Genomic DNA, 17,675 nt, shown 5'->3' with positions numbered 1-17,675 from the left:
TTTTCAACACGCCCGCCATGGCTATTTACCCTATCTCGACGAGCCGTGTGAGCGACCTGATGGTGCGCTCGCGACTCACGCAGCAGTCGCAATCGGACCAGCTTGCGCTGTTCCGGGTGCAGAACCAGATCAGCACGGGCCGCCGGATCTTCCTGCCGAGCGAAGACACCAATTCCGCGCTGCGCGCGCTCTCGTTGCAACGCACGATCGAGCGCAAGGACCAGATACAGACCAACGTCTCGGGGGCGAATCTCTCGCTCACCACGGCCGAGGGGACGCTGCAGACCGTGGCCAACGCGATCTCCGACGTCAAGTCGGCCGCGCTCGGCGCCGTCGGCACGGTGTTCACCGAAGCGAACCGCGAAGAGACGCTCAACGCGATCGACGAGTCGATCTCCGCCCTGCTGCGGGTGGGCAACACCACGTTCAACGGCTCGTACTTGTTCGCCGGCGGCAAGACGACCGTGACCCCCTACGAGCGGGTGGGCGACACGATCCAGTACAACGGCAACGAGGAGCGGGTTCAGACTTACGCCGACATCGGCTTCCTGTTCGAGACCAGCATCCCCGGTGACGAGCTGTTCGGCGGGCTCAGCGACGCGGTCCGGGGCCGCGCCGACCTCAACCCCCAGGTCACAACCGGCACGAAGCTCAGCCAGCTCAACGGCGGCCAAGGGATCAGCCCCAACGGGGCGATCGAGATCACGTTCAGCCCCGCCGACATCACCGAGCCGACGACCTCCGCGGTCATTGACCTGAGCGCCGCCCGATCGATCGGCGACATCGCGACGATCATCGAACGCGACGCCCCGGCCGGGGCCGAGATCGTCGTGCAGGCGGCCGGCGACGGCCTGGGCATCACCGTTTCCAACGGCACGGTTCTCGTGAAAGAGGTGGCCGGCGGCAGCACGGCCGAGGAGCTCGGCATCGCTACGGACGGGGCGTCGGTCGCGTCGATCGACGGCGAAGACCTCGACCCCAGCTTGCTGAAGACAGACGAACTCAGCAACCTGGTGGGCACAAAGGCCCAGGGGCGGCTCGAGCTGATCGGCTCGGACAACGACCTGATCGTGCGGGCCACGGAGAACGGCGCCGCCTTCAATAATCTCACCATCGTCATCCAAGGGGGCGGCACGGCGGGCAGCGAGACCGTGGCGTACGACGACGTCGCCAACGAGTTGACGCTCACCATCGAAGACGGCGAGACCACCTCCGCTCAGATCGCCGAGGCGATCAACAACCACGGCGTGTTCGAGGCCTCGCCCGACCCGCGTGACCTGAGCGAGGGCTCGCCGCTGGGGCTCGGATTCGTCTCGGTTGGCGGGGGCCCCTACACCAATGTGACCGACGCGAGCGGCGCCGGCGTGACCCCCGACCTCGACTCGGGGCTGCTGCTCACCAACGGCGAAGAAGAATACGTCATCAACACCAGCGGCGCCGAGACGGTCGAGGACGTGCTCAACCTGCTCAACCGGCCGGAGTACGGCTTCCTGGCGGAGATCAACGAGGCGGGCACGGGAATCGATGTCCGCTCCAGGCGCAGCGGCGCCAACTTCTCGGTCGGCGAGAACGGCGGCACCACGGCCGCCGACCTCGGCATCCGCTCGCTGAACGCCGACACCGAACTCGACAGCCTGAATCGTGGCGTCGGCCTGCGGCATTGGCTTTCGCAGTACGAGGCGAACGCGTCGGGCAGCGAGGTGTTCCCCGCGACCGGCGAGGACTTCCCGTCGCTCACCGCGAGCGACCTGAACGCCGTCCCCGCCGGCTGGACGACGGCCGCCGACGTGTCGCTTCCGATCACGCCTACGGCGGGCGACGACCTACGCCTCACAGCGGGCGACGGCACGACGTTCGACGTCGATTTTACCGGCGTTGCGAATCTCCAAGAGGCGCTCGACGCGGTCAACAACCATGCGGACAACGACCTGGGAGGCGGCGCCCCGGCCATCACCGCTCGGGTCGACTCGACCGGACTGCGGCTCGAGCTGGTCGACAACTCCGGCGGCGCGGACGACCTTTCGGTCGAGCGGCTCAACACGAGCCTCGTGGGCCAGCAGCTCGGGTTCTACGCCGCCGGCGACGACTCGGCCTCGGCCAGCGGCGCGCTCGGCACGTCCTTCGACCTGGTGGAGGAGGGGGGCCTTATCTTCGAAGGCGACCCGTTGCTCACGCTCACCGCGGCGGCCGACGTCGCCCTGACGCTCACGCCCGAGGTGGGCGACGACCTGCAGATCCTCGCGGGCGACGGCGTCACGACGTTCGACGTCGACTTTACCGGCGTCACGACGCTCCAGGGGGCGCTCGACGCGATCAACAACCACGCGGGCAACGACCTGGGGGCCGGCGACCCGGCCGTCACGGCGCGGATCGATTCGACCGGTCGCCGGATCGAGCTGATCGACAACTCGGGCGGTCTGAACGACCTGACGGTCACGCAGCTCAACGCCAGCGCCGTGGGCGAGGAGCTCGGCTTCTACGAGACGCCGGACACCAGCGCCGCGGCCAGCGGCTCGCTCGGCACGTCGGTCGACCTGGTCGCCGCCGGCAGCGCGGTGCTCACCAGCAGCCCCGACATCGAAGTCACTACCGCCGACGGCACGACCTTCCAGGTCGATCTGACCGGGGTGACCACCGCCCAAGAGTTCCTCGACGCGGTCAACAACGCCCCGGGCAACGACGCCGGCGCCGGGGCCTTGTACGTCACGGCGCAGCTCGACCCCACGGGGCAGAGCCTGGCGGTGTTCGACAACACCGCCGGCGTGGGCAACCTGACGCTCACCAGCCTCGACAACAGCCGCGCCGCCGAGGCCTTCGGCTTTATCGCCGAGGGCGACACCAGCGTCGACGACGCCGGGTCGGGGTCTTTGGTCTCGTCGACCGACTTGGAGACCACGGAGCTCGTCACGCTGAGCGACTCGCCCGACCTGGCGATCACCACCGCCGACGGCACGGTGACCCAGGTCAACCTTGCCGGCGCAGAGACGGTCGACGACATCGTCGCGGCGTTCAACGACCAAGCGGGCGGGCTCTTCACGGCCCGGGTCTCGGAGACCACCAACAGCATCGAACTGGTCGACAACACCACGGGCCCCGGCGCCCTGGCCGTTGCCCAAGTCGGCACGAGCCTGGCCGGCGAGACGCTCGGCTTTTTAGACGCGGGCGAGACTTCGGTCGCCGACATCTCGGGGCAGGGCGTCTTGGCCTCGTCGCACGGCTTTGACCTCGAGGTGGTGGCCGGCGACGGCACGACGTTCCAGGTCGACCTGAGCCGGGCGAACACCATGCAGGACGTGCTCGACGCGTTCAACTCGCAGGCGGGCGGGGCGGTCACCGCCCGGCTGGCCGCCGTTGGCAACGGCGTGGAGCTGGTCGACAACACCGGCGGCCCCGGCGACCTGACAATCAACCAGGTCGGCAGCAGCTTCGCCGGCGAGGACCTCGGTTTCTTCGCCGACGGCGAGACCACGGCCAGCAGCTCGACCGGCTCGCTCACGTCGGAGGACCCCAACCCGCAAGAGGTCGATAGCGTGTTCACCACGCTGATCCGGTTGCGTGAGGCGATCCTGGCGGGCGACGAAGAGGCGATCGGGACCGAGATCAACCGCCTGGACGAAGACGCCGACCGCCTGAACTTCGGCCGCGCCGAGGTCGGCTCGCGGCTGCGGACGCTCGAAACGATCGACTACCGACTGGCCGACGAGGAGGTCGAGCTCCGCGCGGCGTTGTCGCAAGAGATCGACGTCGACTTCACGGAAGCGGTGTCCGACTTCACGGCGCGCCAGTTCGCCCTTCAGGCGTCGTTGCAGATGACCGGCCAGATCCTGCAGCAAACGCTGCTGAACTATATCTAAGGCTTGTTGGCTGTTGGCTAATGGCAATTTATGCTGGCGCCGCTTGCAGCGGTTGGAATGATTGATCTCGATGCGTCGCGCGAGCCGATCCTAGGAGATAGCGCGCGGGGCCTGCCATGGGCCAACGCGACGATGTCAGCGCAGTAAGGCGGAAAGATCGGGGACAAGCGATGCAAGTCAAAACGGATCGATTCGGCGTGGTCGAGTGCAAGACGCAAGACCTCTTGGAGTTTCCTTACGGCCTGATCGGCATGGAGGGGATCCGCCGCTGGGTGCTCTTGGCCGACGCGCAGTCGCCCGCCCTCGCCTGGTTGCAAGCGGTCGACCGCTCGGACGTGGCGCTGGCCGTGGTGAGCCCACGCCGCTTTGTGCAGGGCTACAAGGTGCGGGTCGCCGATCGCGACCTCGACGCCATCGGCTTGGCCGGGCCGCAAGACGCCCAGGTGCTGGTCGTCGTGAGCCGCCACGCGGAGGGCCTTTCGGCCAACCTGCGGGCGCCGATCGTCGTGAGCCTCGAGTCGCGCCGCGGACGCCAGGTGGTCTCCAAAGACGAGCACCCGGTCCGCCACCTGCTCGGCGGGCCCGCTCCGCTCCGCCGCACGGCGTAGGGCGCACGCATTGGGGCGACCGCACGCGGCTCCCCAGGAGCGGGTGTGCGCAGGTTGCCCGGCTTGCGGGGTTCGTTTGCGCCGCATAACCGTCAGTCGAATGACAGCATTCGATTTTCGGGCCGATCGGCGCCGATGCCAGAATCGTGACCGGTGTTCCCGCCGAAGGGGTCGGTCGAATCCCACAACGCACGCGCCGATACACGTGCGCTGGCCCCCATCGCCGTGCCGCCGCCTGCGGTCGACCCGGCGCCAAGCTGAGGAAACGCCATGTTGGTCCTGTCGAGGCAACGCGACGAGAGCATTATCATCGGCGACAACGTCGTCGTGACGATCGTTGACGTCCGCGGGGACAAGGTCCGGTTGGGCATCGACGCGCCGGTCGAGATCCCCGTGCACCGCCGCGAGGTGTACGAGGCGATCCAGCGCGAGAACCAGCAGGCGAGCAAGATCGCCACCGACGACGCCCGTCAGGTCGACGGCGAAAAGAACAAGTAGGCGTCTCCGTCGCCTGCCACCGCGGCGCCCCGGGCCAGCGAAAGCCCGCCGAGCTCGCCGCCCCCGGGCCGATCGCGCGCCGCCGCCCCCGCTGGGCGGCCTACGAGGATCGGGCCGACACGCAACTCCTTTCTCTCGGTGCTCTGCCACCCCTCGCGGCCGTTGCGGCAGCGACGTTTGGGATCAACTCTGCAACGATCCGCAAGCCCCTGCATGACGCTAGAGAGGGGTTCTAGCCTGTTTTTTGGCGGTCTGTAACGGCTGTAGCGATTGTGCCTCCGCTGGCGCCGCGAGTTTGGCAAGAAAAGCCGGCTGGGCTAACGCGCGTGCTGGCGCCGGACGATACGTTCATGCAGGCGCTCAGTCTCCTAGGTGGGAGGCCGGCGTCGAGATGCGAGGAACCACGCAGAGGATTTCCTTTCGTGCTTCCCCGACTCAGCGAACCGCAAGCAGCAGAGATCGGTTCGGATGGCGGGGCGAGCAACACCAGAACGACACCTGGATGTCACCGCACAACCGACGTTGAGAGCAACGGTTCCCTTAACGTCAAGTCGCCGCCGCGACCCATAACCCAACCGGCGGCTTAACCGATTTCCCTCAAAGGGGCTCAGAACCATGACACGGATCAATACGAACGTCGGCTCGCTCGTTGGTAGGAACAACCTACAAAAGGCCAACGCCAGCCTTTCCCAGTCGCTCACCCGCCTGTCGACCGGTTTGCGGATCAACACGGGCAAGGACGACCCGGCCGGTTTGATCGCCTCGGAGAACCTGCGGAGCGACATCACGTCGATCCAAAAGGCGATCACGAACACCGACCGCGCCAACCAGGTGATCGCCACGGCCGACTCGGCCCTCGGCCAGGTCAGCTCGCTGCTGAACGACATCCGCGGCCTGGTCACCGAGTCGGCCAACTCGGGCGCCCTCTCGGACGAGCAGATCGCGGCCAACCAGCTGCAGGTTGACTCGTCGCTCGAGGCCCTCAACCGCATCGCCCAAACCACCACGTTCCAGGGCCGCCGCCTGCTCGACGGCTCGCTCGACTTCATCACGACGGCCGGCGACAACTTCTCCAAGCTGTCGGGCCTGAAGATCGACCAAGCGAACCTCGGCGCCTCCGGCGAGGTGAGCCTCGATATCGACGTCTCCCGCGCCGCCACCAAGGCGTCGGTCGAGGTCGACGGTATCGCCGAGGGCATCGAAGGCGCCGCCGCGAACGGCTCGCTGACCTTTACCAGCGGGACCCCGGGCACGGCCGATGTCGACTTCACACTCGCCGGCACCGACCCCGTAGCCGGCACCGAGACCCAGAACGTCACCGTCCAAACCGCTGCCAGCGATCAGGCCACCGGCACCGCGCAGCTTGAGACGCAAGTCACGGGCACGCTCGAGATCGAGACCGAAGAGAACGCAACCGTTTCTCTCGACACTCTCGCGGCGGGCACGATCACCATTGGCGCGTCCACGATCGCCGTCACCGAGGCTTCCGGCGGCCTTGCGGACGCCAACGACTTCTCGTCGATCCAGGTTGAATACAACGGAGTTGAGGGCACGAGCTACGACGGCGACTCCGGCGTCCTGACCATTACGCTCGACGAAGCCGCCAGTGGCGCGGACATCGACGACGTCCTCGACGCCATCAACGCCGGCGCCGACTTCACGGCTACTTCGGCCGACGGCGCCAATGCGTTCACGCCCGCTCAGGCGGACGCCGCCACGGTTGCTGTCGACGGGAGTGACTTGGACATCGTTCTCCAAGCCCGCAACGACGGGACCGCGGACGGGAGCACCGGCTTCTCGGTGACCCGGGTTGACGTCACATCGAACGGCGTCGACGGCGTTGCCTTCAACACGGGCACCGGTGTCCTGACGATCACTTCGGCCATCGACTTGACCGGCGCCACGATCACCGCTGGTGATATCATCGACCTAGTCAACAACGAATCGACGGACTTCCGCGCCGTGGACGCCACGGCCGCGGAGAGGGCCGGCGTTCTCGATCTCGGCGCCCTGAACGTCACCGATGAGCAGGTCGATACCGGGGTGGCATTGGCGGGCGCCCTGGAGTCGATCGGCCTGACCGCGGTGATCGACGGCACCGCCGCCAGCGCCATCACCTCGCTCGAGATCTCGTATAGCGAACTTGCTCTTGGGTCAGAGATCACCGGCGGCGACACGCTGCAGATCAACCTGACCCGCGCCGCCAACGCCGACGACAGTGTCACCCTGCAAGAGCTGGTTGACGCGATCAACGCCGGCAGCGATTTCGTCGCCGACCTCGGCGCCGCGGACGGCACCGCTCGGTTCGAGAGCACCGCCGCCAACGGCGGTCCGGACGACGACCTCAACGCCAACTTCGACCTCAGCCTCCCGACGGAGAGCGTGATCGGCCTGACGGCGGTCGAGGGTGGAGCCGCCGACGGGGTTGCGGGTAACGACGCCTCGACCATCACCTACGACTTCGGCGCCGATGCGGCCGGGACCAGCTACGACGCCGGCACGAACGTGCTGACGGTCAGCGTGACCCAGGCCGAGGGCGAGGCGGACATCCAAGATTTCCTTGACGCGGTCAACGCCGGCAGCGATTTCACTGCCGCCATCGGCACCGCGGACGCCACCACGTTGCTGCAGGCCGCCGACGACGCGGCAGCCGGCTCGTTCACGCTGGCCGACGGCGTCGACGCGACCACGGCGACCGAGACCCTCACGTTCACCACGGAGGCGGGCGCCGGCAACGACTTTGACATCAGCTTTGTGACCGCCGCTACGGGCGACATCACCGACTTCGACGGCGGCGACTCCACGGTGTTCGGCCTGTCGGGCAACGCCTCGACCGGCTACGTCGTGACGCTGGCCAACGACGGCCCGACCGACCTGTCCAACCTCGCCACGGACCTCGGCGCAGCGATCGACGAGCTCGCCTCGGTCCAGTACAGCGGCGACCCGGGCGAAGTGTACGACCCGGCGGGCGAGCCCGCCGGCGCCATCCCGAGCGGCGTGATCAACGTCACCGGCTCGGACGACGGCACCACCTCGCCGCAGTCGATCTCGCTCAGCGGGACGGGCGACGCCGCGGGCGTTGAGGTCTCGTTTGCGGTCGGCGCCGTGCTCACGGGTGACACGGTCATCACCGGCAACGCCGATGACGGTTACCTGGTGACCATCAGTGACGCCGGCGTCGCCCTGAGCGACATCGCCGACGACATCACGGCCGGCATCGAAGGTGTCACCGCCAGCTTCAGCGGCAGTGGATCGATCACCGACGCGAGCGAGCTCGACTCGGCGGTCGTGCAGCTGACCGGCGGCTCCGCCGAGGGCGACGACGTGATCACGATCACCGCCACCGAGCAGGGCGAGGACTCCAACCGGACCATCGACTTCGACACGAGCCAGGACCTCGGCGACGGCGTGGTCGCGATCACCGACGACGGCACCACGATCACGATCGCGGTCGACGACGACTCGGACATCGCGATCCAGGACATCGTGGACGCGTTGAACACGGAGCTCACCGGCTTCACTGCGGAGTTCGCCGGCGAAGAAGGCACCGGCACGTTCGCGACGACCGACTCGGATCCCGCGCTGGCTCAGGCCAACAACGGGGCGACCGCTTCGGGCGGCCTGACGGCCGACGCGGTGATCGAACTGAGCGGCTCCTTGGGCTCGGAGGTCTTCAACCTCAAGGCAGGCACCAGCCTCGCCGAGCTGGTCAGCCAGATCAACCTGGTGAGCGACGCCACGGGCGTCAGCGCCGCCGAGGGCTCCGACGGAACCTCCGTCGAGCTGCTCTCGACGACCTTCGGCAGTGAGTCGGTGGTCGACATCTCGGTGATCGAAGAGGACGAGGACGGCACGTTCACCGAAGCTGTTGGCAGCGGCCAGCGGGCTGTCGGTGAAGACATCGTCGCCACGGTCAACGGCGTTGCCGCCAACGGCAAGGGCAACGAGCTATCGATCAACACCGCGACGCTCGACCTCACGACCACGGTCGAGGCCGACTTCACCGGCACGATCGAGTTCGACATCGACGGCGGCGGCGCCCTGTTCCAGCTCGGCCCCGATGTGGTGTCGAACCAGCAGGCCCGCCTGGGCATCTCGAGCGTCAACACCTCGGCCTTGGGCGGTGCAAGCGGGCTGTTGTTCCAGCTCGGCGCAGGCGGTTCGGCCGACTTGTCGACCGACCCCACGACGGCGGCCGCGATCGTCGGCGAGGCGATCGACCAGGTCACCTCGCTCCGCGGTCGACTGGGCGCCTTCCAGCGGACGACGCTCGAGACCAACAAGAACGCCCTGAACGACACGCTCGCCAACCTCACCGAGGCCGAGAGCGCCATCCGCGACGCCGACTTCGCCGAAGAGACGGCGAACCTCACGCGTTCGCAGATCCTGGTGCAATCGGGCACGCGAGTCCTCGCGATCGCCAACCAGAACCCGCAGAACGTGCTCGGCCTGCTCGGCTAAGCGGCGGATTCTCGGTAAGCAAAGAACCTCACAAGCCGGTTCGGCCCCTCGCGGGCCGGGCCGGCTTTTTTCGTGATACGAGCCCCGGGCTGCTAGCAACACCGCAGCGGTGGCGACCCCGCCCGCGATTCCTCTGAACCCGCAAGGGGTCGCTGGTCGATAAAGATTGCGTAGTTGTGCGCTCCGCCCCTCGTCGCGGCGACGGGCGACCTACGCTTGCAAGCCGATTTCCCCGCGTAAAACAGTCCCCTAACCCATCGCCCCGAGCGCCCTGGCGTGTCCGGCATCCAAACCAACGTCGGTCTGATCACCGGCATCCCGATCCAGGAAACGGTGGATCAACTGCTAGCGGTCTCGGCTCAGCCGAAGAACCTGCTGACCTCGCGCGCCGCCGACCGCCGCGGCGAGCAAGCGGCGGTCGACCGGCTCTCGTCGCTGGTGCTGGGGATGCGGTTCTCGCTCACCAAGCTGGGACGCGACAGCACCTACACGGCGCGCGCCGCCGCGTCGAGCGACCCCACGGCCATCAAGGCCTCGGTCGTCTCCGGCGAGTCGCCCAAAGTGGGCTCTTACCAGCTCACTCCGCTCCGCACGGCGAGCTCGCACCAATTGGTGTCGGGCAGCTACAGCGACCTGACGGGCGCCCTGGGTGAGGGCTCGCTGAGCTTCCGCTTCGGCGGCCACGTCGACAAGGGAGTCGCCCTCTCGGAGCTCAACGGCGGCGAGGGGTTCACGCCCGGCAAGCTGAAAATCACCGACCGCAGCGGCGCCACCGGCGTGATCGACCTGCGCGGCGCCATCACGATCGACGACGTGATCAGCGCGGTGAACAGCTCCGAAGAGATCAACGTCCGGGCGTCGGCCGACGGCGACCAACTCGTGCTCAACGACCTGACGGGCGAGTCGGGCAACTTCCGCGTGCAGGAGGTCGGCTCGGGCACGACCGCCGCGAGCCTCGGCCTGGCCGGCCTCAACGCCGCGAGCGACACACTTACCGGCAGCGATGTTTACGCGCTGCACGACGGCATGACGCTCGCCTCGCTGCGCGACGGCGCCGGCGTGCGTGTGACCGACAAGCAGGGCGACGGCGACGAGGCGGCCGACCTGTTCTTCACCTTCGCCGAGAGCGAGACCGAGTACAGCTTCGACCTGACGGGCCTGAAAACCCTCGGCGATGTGGTCGACGCGATCAACAGCGACGAGACACTCGACGGCAAGGTGACGGCCGCCATCTCGGCCGACGGCGCCCGGCTCGAGCTGACCGACAACACCGCCGGGGCCGAGAGCTTCACCGTTCGCAGCGCGGACGGCGGTTCGGCGGCCGAGGACCTGGGACTCGCCGGCGCGGCCGACGCCGGCGTGATCACCGGCGAGCGGCTCGTCAGCGGTTTGAAGGACACACTGGTCTCGAGCCTTAATGGCGGCAAGGGTTACTCGCTCGGCGAGCTGGCGATCACCGACCGCAGCGGCGCCGCCGACACGGTCGACCTCTCCTCGGCCGAGACGCTGGGCGAGGTGGTCTCGCTCATCAACGCCTCGTCGGCCGACGTGACCGCGGCGATCAACGCCAGCCGCAACGGCATCCAAATCACCGACGGCTCGGGCGGCGTGGGCAACCTGGTGATCGCCGACTCCGGCGCCACGACCACGGCGACCGACCTCGGCCTGGCGGTCGACGACTCGGTTGGCTCGGTCGGCAGCGGCTCGCTCGACCGGCGGGTCGTGAGCGGGGCGACGCTCCTCTCGAGCCTCAACGGCGGCGACGGCCTCGAGTTGGATGACTTCAAGATCACCGATTCGACGGGCAAGGCCGTCAACGTCGACCTCGACGGCTACGACGAGGGCGAGCTCAAAACACTCGGCGACGTGATCGACGCGATCAACGCCGACCTCAGCTCCTCGGGCTCCGGCGTGGTGGCCAGCTTCAACGACGCGGGCGACGGCGTCCTGCTGACCGACACCTCCAGCGGCGCGGGCACGCTCACCGTGGTCGAGAGCGGCGGCTCCACCGCCGCCGGGCTCAAGCTCCTCGGCGAGTCGTCCGCCACGAACGAGGCCGGCGATCAGATCATCGACGGCAGCACCAGCCACTCGGTCGACCTGACCGACCTGGAGGGGACCGCCGAGGCGATCTCACTCAGCTCGCTCAACAGCGGCTCGGGCGTGCAGCCCGGCATCTTCCAGGTGACCGACTCGTACGGCAAGAGCTTCACGGTCGATCTCGGCTTTCCAGGCGAGGAGGCTTTCACCGTCGGCGACGTGATCGAGAAGATCAACACCGCCGCCCAAGCCAAGGGCTCCGTCGCCCGCGCGGAGATCAACAGCGCGGGGACCGGCATCGCGATCTCGGAGACCAACGGCGGCGGCAGCGGGACGCTCACGGTCGCCGACCTGGGGACCGGCTCCGCGGCGGCCGACCTGAATCTCGCTCGCGAGTCGTCCTCGACCACCACGGACGGCGAGCAGACCATCAACAGCGGCTTCCTGTTCAACTCGACCGACGCCGAGCAGGGCGCCCTCGAAACCGTCGCCGAGCGGATCAACGACCTGGAGGCCGGGCTCAGCGCCTCGGTCGTGTTCGACGGCGTCGGCTACCGCCTGGCGCTCTCTTCGGACAAGACCGGCGCCGCCAACGAGATCTTGCTCGACAGCTCGAGCAGCGGGCTCTCGTTCACCGAGACCAGCCGCGCGGCCGACGCCGCGGCGTTGTTCGGTCCCGCGGGGGGCGGGTTCGTCGTCACCTCGGAGAACAACCAGTTCAACGACGTGGTGAGCGGTCTGAACCTCACGGTCGGCCAAGCCACCGGCGAAGCGGTCACCGTGACGGTCAGTGCGAACAACGCCCCGATCGTCGACGCCGCCCAAGACTTCGTCGACTCGTACAACTCGCTCCGCACGGAGCTCGAGTCGGTCACCGACTTCGACAGCGAGACGCTCTCGACCGGCATCTTGTTCGGCACGAACGAGGCGCTGCGGGTCGATTCGGAGCTGTCGCGGCTTGTTTCGGGCCGGTTCTTCACCTCGAGCGAATTCGGCTCGCTCGAGGAAATCGGCATCAGCCTCGACGACGAGGGCCGCCTGTCGCTCAACAGCGAGCAGCTCACCGAGGCCTTCGAGTCCGACCCGGGCAGCCTCGAAGCGATTTTCAACGACGACAACGGAGGCGTGGTCGCCAAGCTCCAGGACGCCGCCGACCGGCTGGCCGGCGACGAGAACTCCTTGCTCGCGGTGCGGTCACAAACACTCACCACGACGATCGAGGACTTCGAGAACCGCATCGCCGAGTTCGACGCCAAGCTCGAACGCGAACGCGATCGGCTCTTGCTCGAGTTCTACACCTTGGAAGAGACCATCGCGCTCATGCAGGCCGACCTCGAAACGCTCAGCTCGTTCGAGTCGGTCGCGCCGCTGAGCTACAGCTAAACCAACCCGCTTCATCAGCAACCGATACCCTTCTCACACGTCATTCCCGAGCCCAACGGACTGTGCCATGACCACCGCCATGAATCGCGATTACCTCGAGTCGAAGGTGAACACGGCGTCGCCGCCGCAACTGCACCTGATGCTGATCGAGGGCGCCCTGCGATTCGGCCGCCAGGCGGAGAAGGCCCTGCTGCGCGAGGACGAGCAGGAGGCCCACACGCCGCTGGTCAAGACGATCGACATCGTCTGCGAGATGGTCGCCGCGGTGCGTCACAGCGACTCGGAGATCAACCAGAAGCTCACCCGGCTGTACGAGTTCGTGCTCACCCGGCTGACCATGGTCTACACGCAAAGCGACCACAAGCTGATGGGCGAGGCGCTGAAGATCCTCGAGTTCGAGCGCGAGACCTGGAAGCAGGCCGCCGAGCTGGCCGCAACGGCCATCGAGGGCGAGGCCCCGACCGAAAAGCCGGCCGAGGAGAAGAGCCGCGCGCCGGTGGTCGCTCCCCACTTGGGGCAGGCATCGGGCGCCCAGAACGCCTCGACAGGACTCTCGTTCGAGGCCTGAGTCGGGCGGTTTCTCGGGGGCCTACGAGCGGGCCCCTAAGGTCGTGGGGGGTTGAACCTGCGCGGTCGTACACGGATGTTTCAGCCTGACCGAGCGCACCATGACTCAGACCACCCTTCCCGCCGATTCTCCGCCCCTGCACGACACGGTCGAGCACCGCCGGCTTCGCGACTCGAAGCAGCGCAAAGCCGACTGGAAGCACTGGGGGCCGTACGTCGCCGACCGCGCCTGGGGCACCGTGCGCGAGGACTACAGCCCCGACGGCGAGGCGTGGGACTACTTCCGCCACGACCACGCCCGCAGCCGCGCTTACCGCTGGAACGAAGACGGCCTGGCCGGCGTTTGCAATCGCTACCAGAACGCCGCGATGGCGCTCGCCGTTTGGAACGAGAAGGACGAGATCCTCAAGGAGCGGCTCTTCGGCCTCTCGGGGCCCGAGGGCAACCACGGCGAGGACGTCAAGGAGTACTACTACTACCTCGACTCGACGCCGTCGCATTCCTACATGCGGATGCTCTACCGCTACCCGCAGGCGGCGTACCCTTACGCCGAACTGGTCGACGCGAGCCGCGGCCGCTCGAAGCTCAAGCCCGAGCACGAGCTGATCGACCAGCTGCGTGACTGCTTCGCCGAGAAGCGGTATTTCGACGTCGTCGTGGAGTACGCCAAGGCGACGCCCGAGGACTTGCTCTGCCGCATCACCGTGACGAACCACGGCCCGGAGGCGGCGCCGATCCACGTGCTGCCGCACATCTGGTTCCGCAACACCTGGTCGTGGGGCTACGACGCCGCGCGGCCGATGCTCAAGGCCTCGGGCGACCGTCGCATCGAGGTCAAGGAGCGCCACCTCGGCAAACGCCACTGGGCGGTCGACGCGTCGAGCGTCGAGCTGATGTTCACCGAGAACGAAACCAACCGGCGGATCCACGCGGGCGACCCGAATGCCTCGCCGTACTCGAAGGACAGCATCCACGCCGCTGTGGTCGAGGGCGACCGCGACCGGCTGAACCCGGCGCGGCGGGGCACCAAGGCGGCGGCGCACTGCCGCTTCGAGCTGGCGCCGGGCGAGTCGCAAGTGATGCGCACGCGGTTCTCGCCGAGCATGGGAGAGGCGCCGTTCGCCGACTTCGACAAGGTCTTCAGCCGCCGCCAAGGCGAGGCCGACGATTTCTACGACGCGATCCAGGGCCCGGTCGCCAGCGAAGACGACCGCCGCGTCCAACGCCAGGCCTACGCCGGTCTGCTGTGGACCAAGCAGTTCTACCACTTCAGCACCGACCTCTGGCTGGCGGGCGACCCCTCGCAGCCCCCGGTGGCCGAGGAGCGCAAGAAGGGCCGCAACAGCGACTGGCCCCACGCCTACCACCTGGACGTCATCTCGATGCCGGACAAGTGGGAGTACCCCTGGTTCGCGGCCTGGGACTTGGCGTTCCACACGCTGCCGCTGGCGCAGATCGACCCGGAGTGGGCCAAGCGCCAGCTCGTGCTGCTGCTGCGCGAGTGGTACATGCACCCCAACGGGCAGATCCCGGCGTACGAGTGGAACTTCTCCGACGTGAACCCGCCGGTGCACGCCTGGGCCTGCTGGCGTGTCTACAAGATCGCCCGCAAGGTCACCGGCCGCACCGACACGGCGTTCCTCGAAGAGGTGTTCCACAAGCTGCTGCTGAACTTCACCTGGTGGGTCAACCGCAAGGACTCCTCGGGCCAGAACGTGTTCCAGGGCGGCTTCCTCGGGCTCGACAACATCGGGGTCTTCGACCGCAGCAAGCCGATCGGCCACCTCGGCGTGCTGGAGCAGGCCGACGGCACCGGCTGGATGGGCATGTACTGCCTGAACATGCTGGCGATCGCGCTGGAGCTGGCCCGCTACAACCGCGCCTACGAGCCGATCGCCACGAAGTTCCTCGAGCACTTCGTCTACATCGCCGACGCGATCAACAACGAGCTCTCCGGCACCGGCCTGTGGTCGGAGACCGACGGCTTCTACTACGACGCCCTCCGCTACCCCGACGGCGACAGCCACCGGCTGCGGATCAAGTCGTTCGTCGGGCTCATACCGCTGTTCGCCGTTGAGACGATCGAGCCCGACCTGCTGGAGCGGCTGCCCGACTTCCGCCGCCGCATGGAGTGGTTCATCCGCTACCGTCCCGAAGTGGTCGACGCGCTCCCCTCGATCGTGGCGCCCGGCAACGGCAACCGGCGGCTGCTCTCGCTCGTGAACAAGTCGCGGCTCGAGCGCGTCCTGGGCCGCATGTTTGACCCGAACCAGTTCCTCTCGCCCTATGGCCTCAGGTCGCTGTCAAAGGAGCACGAGCAGCACCCGTTCCGTTTCGAGTACGACGGCGAGGAGCAGCAGGTCGGCTACGAGCCCGCCGAGTCGGGCAGCTACCTGTTCGGCGGCAACTCGAACTGGCGCGGCCCGGTCTGGTTCCCCACGAACTACCTGATGATCGAGTCGCTGCAGAAGTTCCACCACTACTACGGCGACGCGGTGCGGGTGAAGGTTGGCGACACCGGCGCCACCTGCAACCTGGAACAAGCGGCGGGCGACCTGTCGGAGCGGTTGATCGATCTCTTCCGCACGAAGGAGGGAGGCCGCCGGCCGGTGCTCGGCGACGAGTCGCTCATGCAGGGCGACCCCGACTGGACCGACCACGTGCCGTTCTACGAGTACTTCCACGGCGACACGGGCAAGGGCCTCGGCGCCAGCCACCAGACCGGCTGGACCGCCCTGGTGGCGAAGCTCATCCAGCAAACGTCCGAGCACCCTGAGAGCCACCGACGCGGCCAAAAATAGTTGAGAAAGCGCGTAGCCGATTCGCCGCCACAAAAAGCCCGCAGCCGGGCGCCTGGTAACGCTCCCGGAAAACGCAGCAATCGGGGCCGCGGCGGCGTGATCTTCCGCCAGAATGCAGGCCGGATGCTTGAAATTCACCCCCTGCGGCGCCCAATTATCTTTGTAACAGGCGTTTCACCTAATTTCGACAATCGCTTTTGGCCGCGCGCGCAGCAGCGATTCTTGGCCACTCGCCATTTTGTTCTAACCGCTAAAGCTACAAAGCCTTGCGGCGAAATTCTTGCCGCGAAGAATCGTCGTAAGTCGCGTTTGGATAACTTCGGTTTTCTTTTTTGGCCGGCGGGAAGCGGGGATGGTTTTGGGGAGCGGCCCCACCTGCGTTGCCCCGCAGCGGCGGATCTGCTATCTACCCCCCGATCGACGCTAGAGCGGTTTTTCGAATTGGTGTGGACGAGGGGGGAAGCGATTGGCGGCGTGGCGAGGAAGCCGAAGCAGGCAATGCGGTGCATTGTCGATGCAGGCTGACGAAGCCATGACGCCGATCGCGAGCCGAGCGTCTACACCAATGAGTAAACCGCTCTAAGCTCCCTCACTGGCAAGGAACGCCGGCATGATTCTTCGTACCTTTAGCGCTGCGCTCTGCCTCGCTATGCTGCTGCCCGCCGCGGCTGGGGCGGCGCGTCTTGAGTTCACCGCCGAGCTGCAGCAGGCCGACTCGGGCGTCGACGCGCCGAGTACGGTGAGCGGGTTCGTCGAGTTCCAGGAGCCCTCGCCCGATGTGTCGCACAGCCCCGACTGGGGGGAGGTCCGCTACGGCTTGTTCGAGCGGACAACGCTCAGCTTGCCGAGCGAAACGCACACCTTCGCCTTCGGCCTCGTGATGCAGTTGCACGATGGGGCGATCTTGTTTCAGGCCGGTGAGATCGGGTTGCAAACGTTCGATGGGCGAGAACGCGCCGTTCAGGAAATCTCGGGCGCGACACCAAGCTCTTTCGACCCGGCCACAACAGCCGACGATATCGACGGCAATGGCTACGCTGGCACCACCCGGGTGCTGGCTGACCTCGATGGTGATGGCGTCATCGATCCCGACGAAGTGATAGCGCTCCGCAACGACTTTGGCGACCTGCCCACGTTGGATCTGACCCCGATCGTTTCGAACCCTTCTATCACGATCTCGCTAGCGCTCGAGCCGACCGGCCAAGGCCTCGCGTACCTGAGCACGACCGCCGGGCACGAGCTCACACTCCATTACGGCCCCGACGGCCTCGGATGGGCGGCGCCGGGGAGGCCGGGCGACGCGTTCCGCGACCAGGCGACCTACCGCTTCACCTCGCTCGCGATCGTCCCCGAGCCCGCCTGCGCGGCGTTGCTGGCGGCCGCGATTGGGCTCGTTGGGGCCGGCGCTCGACGGCGTAGGCCGTCTGGCGGGACCCACGGCGGATCTGCTATCTAACCCCCGA

The 17,675-nt window shown here is 67.3% G+C and carries 9 protein-coding genes; all 9 read left to right on the top strand.

Features of this window, described 5'->3' with window-relative positions; genetic code table 11:
• Nucleotides 1–17: 17 nt before the first annotated feature.
• The 9 genes from Mal64_RS08400 to Mal64_RS08360 all read left to right on the top strand — a co-directional run bounded on the left by Mal64_RS08400 (nucleotide 18) and on the right by Mal64_RS08360 (nucleotide 17,668).
• Entirely contained in the window at nucleotides 18–3,854 is a 3,837-nt protein-coding gene (locus Mal64_RS08400; protein ID WP_146399088.1) for a flagellin N-terminal helical domain-containing protein, read from the top strand.
• Nucleotides 3,855–4,024: 170 nt separating this feature from the next.
• Nucleotides 4,025–4,462 (top strand): flagellar assembly protein FliW, encoded by a 438-nt coding sequence (gene fliW / locus Mal64_RS08395; protein ID WP_197525580.1) that lies wholly within the window; start codon nucleotides 4,025–4,027, stop codon nucleotides 4,460–4,462.
• 270 nt (nucleotides 4,463–4,732) lie between these two features.
• Nucleotides 4,733–4,960, top strand: a complete 228-nt coding sequence (gene csrA / locus Mal64_RS08390) for a carbon storage regulator CsrA (RefSeq protein ID WP_146399084.1) — start codon at nucleotides 4,733–4,735, stop codon at nucleotides 4,958–4,960.
• A gap of 615 nt (nucleotides 4,961–5,575) precedes the next feature.
• A complete protein-coding gene (locus Mal64_RS20155; RefSeq protein ID WP_146399082.1) occupies nucleotides 5,576–9,421 on the top strand; it encodes a flagellin in 3,846 nt (1,281 codons plus the stop codon).
• A gap of 276 nt (nucleotides 9,422–9,697) precedes the next feature.
• Nucleotides 9,698–12,844 (top strand): flagellar filament capping protein FliD, encoded by a 3,147-nt coding sequence (gene fliD / locus Mal64_RS08380; protein ID WP_146399080.1) that lies wholly within the window; start codon nucleotides 9,698–9,700, stop codon nucleotides 12,842–12,844.
• A gap of 67 nt (nucleotides 12,845–12,911) precedes the next feature.
• Nucleotides 12,912–13,412: a flagellar export chaperone FliS gene (fliS, locus tag Mal64_RS08375; RefSeq protein WP_146399078.1), complete on the top strand. Its 501-nt coding sequence runs from the start codon at nucleotides 12,912–12,914 to the stop codon at nucleotides 13,410–13,412.
• A 100-nt stretch (nucleotides 13,413–13,512) separates the two neighbouring features.
• Nucleotides 13,513–16,212: an MGH1-like glycoside hydrolase domain-containing protein gene (locus tag Mal64_RS08370; protein WP_146399077.1), complete on the top strand. Its 2,700-nt coding sequence runs from the start codon at nucleotides 13,513–13,515 to the stop codon at nucleotides 16,210–16,212.
• 96 nt (nucleotides 16,213–16,308) lie between these two features.
• Entirely contained in the window at nucleotides 16,309–16,737 is a 429-nt protein-coding gene (locus tag Mal64_RS08365; RefSeq protein WP_146399075.1) for a hypothetical protein, read from the top strand.
• Nucleotides 16,738–16,822: 85 nt separating this feature from the next.
• Nucleotides 16,823–17,668, top strand: a complete 846-nt coding sequence (locus tag Mal64_RS08360) for a hypothetical protein (RefSeq protein WP_146399073.1) — start codon at nucleotides 16,823–16,825, stop codon at nucleotides 17,666–17,668.
• The last annotated feature ends 7 nt before the right edge of the window (nucleotides 17,669–17,675 follow it).

Origin of the sequence: Pseudobythopirellula maris (assembly GCF_007859945.1) — a bacterium.
Classification (GTDB): Bacteria; Planctomycetota; Planctomycetia; order Pirellulales; family Lacipirellulaceae; genus Pseudobythopirellula; species Pseudobythopirellula maris.
This window is presented reverse-complemented; position numbering and strand designations above follow the sequence as displayed.

Bases quoted from the DNA above. Each gene is read 5' to 3' on its own strand.
- Mal64_RS08400 (WP_146399088.1), top strand. From the start codon at position 18: ATGGCTATTTACCCTATCTCGACGAGCCGTGTGAGCGACCTGATGGTG.
- fliW (WP_197525580.1), top strand. From the start codon at position 4,025: ATGCAAGTCAAAACGGATCGATTCGGCGTGGTCGAGTGCAAGACGCAA.
- csrA (WP_146399084.1), top strand. From the start codon at position 4,733: ATGTTGGTCCTGTCGAGGCAACGCGACGAGAGCATTATCATCGGCGAC.
- Mal64_RS20155 (WP_146399082.1), top strand. From the start codon at position 5,576: ATGACACGGATCAATACGAACGTCGGCTCGCTCGTTGGTAGGAACAAC.
- fliS (WP_146399078.1), top strand. From the start codon at position 12,912: ATGACCACCGCCATGAATCGCGATTACCTCGAGTCGAAGGTGAACACG.
- Mal64_RS08370 (WP_146399077.1), top strand. From the start codon at position 13,513: ATGACTCAGACCACCCTTCCCGCCGATTCTCCGCCCCTGCACGACACG.
- Mal64_RS08360 (WP_146399073.1), top strand. From the start codon at position 16,823: ATGATTCTTCGTACCTTTAGCGCTGCGCTCTGCCTCGCTATGCTGCTG.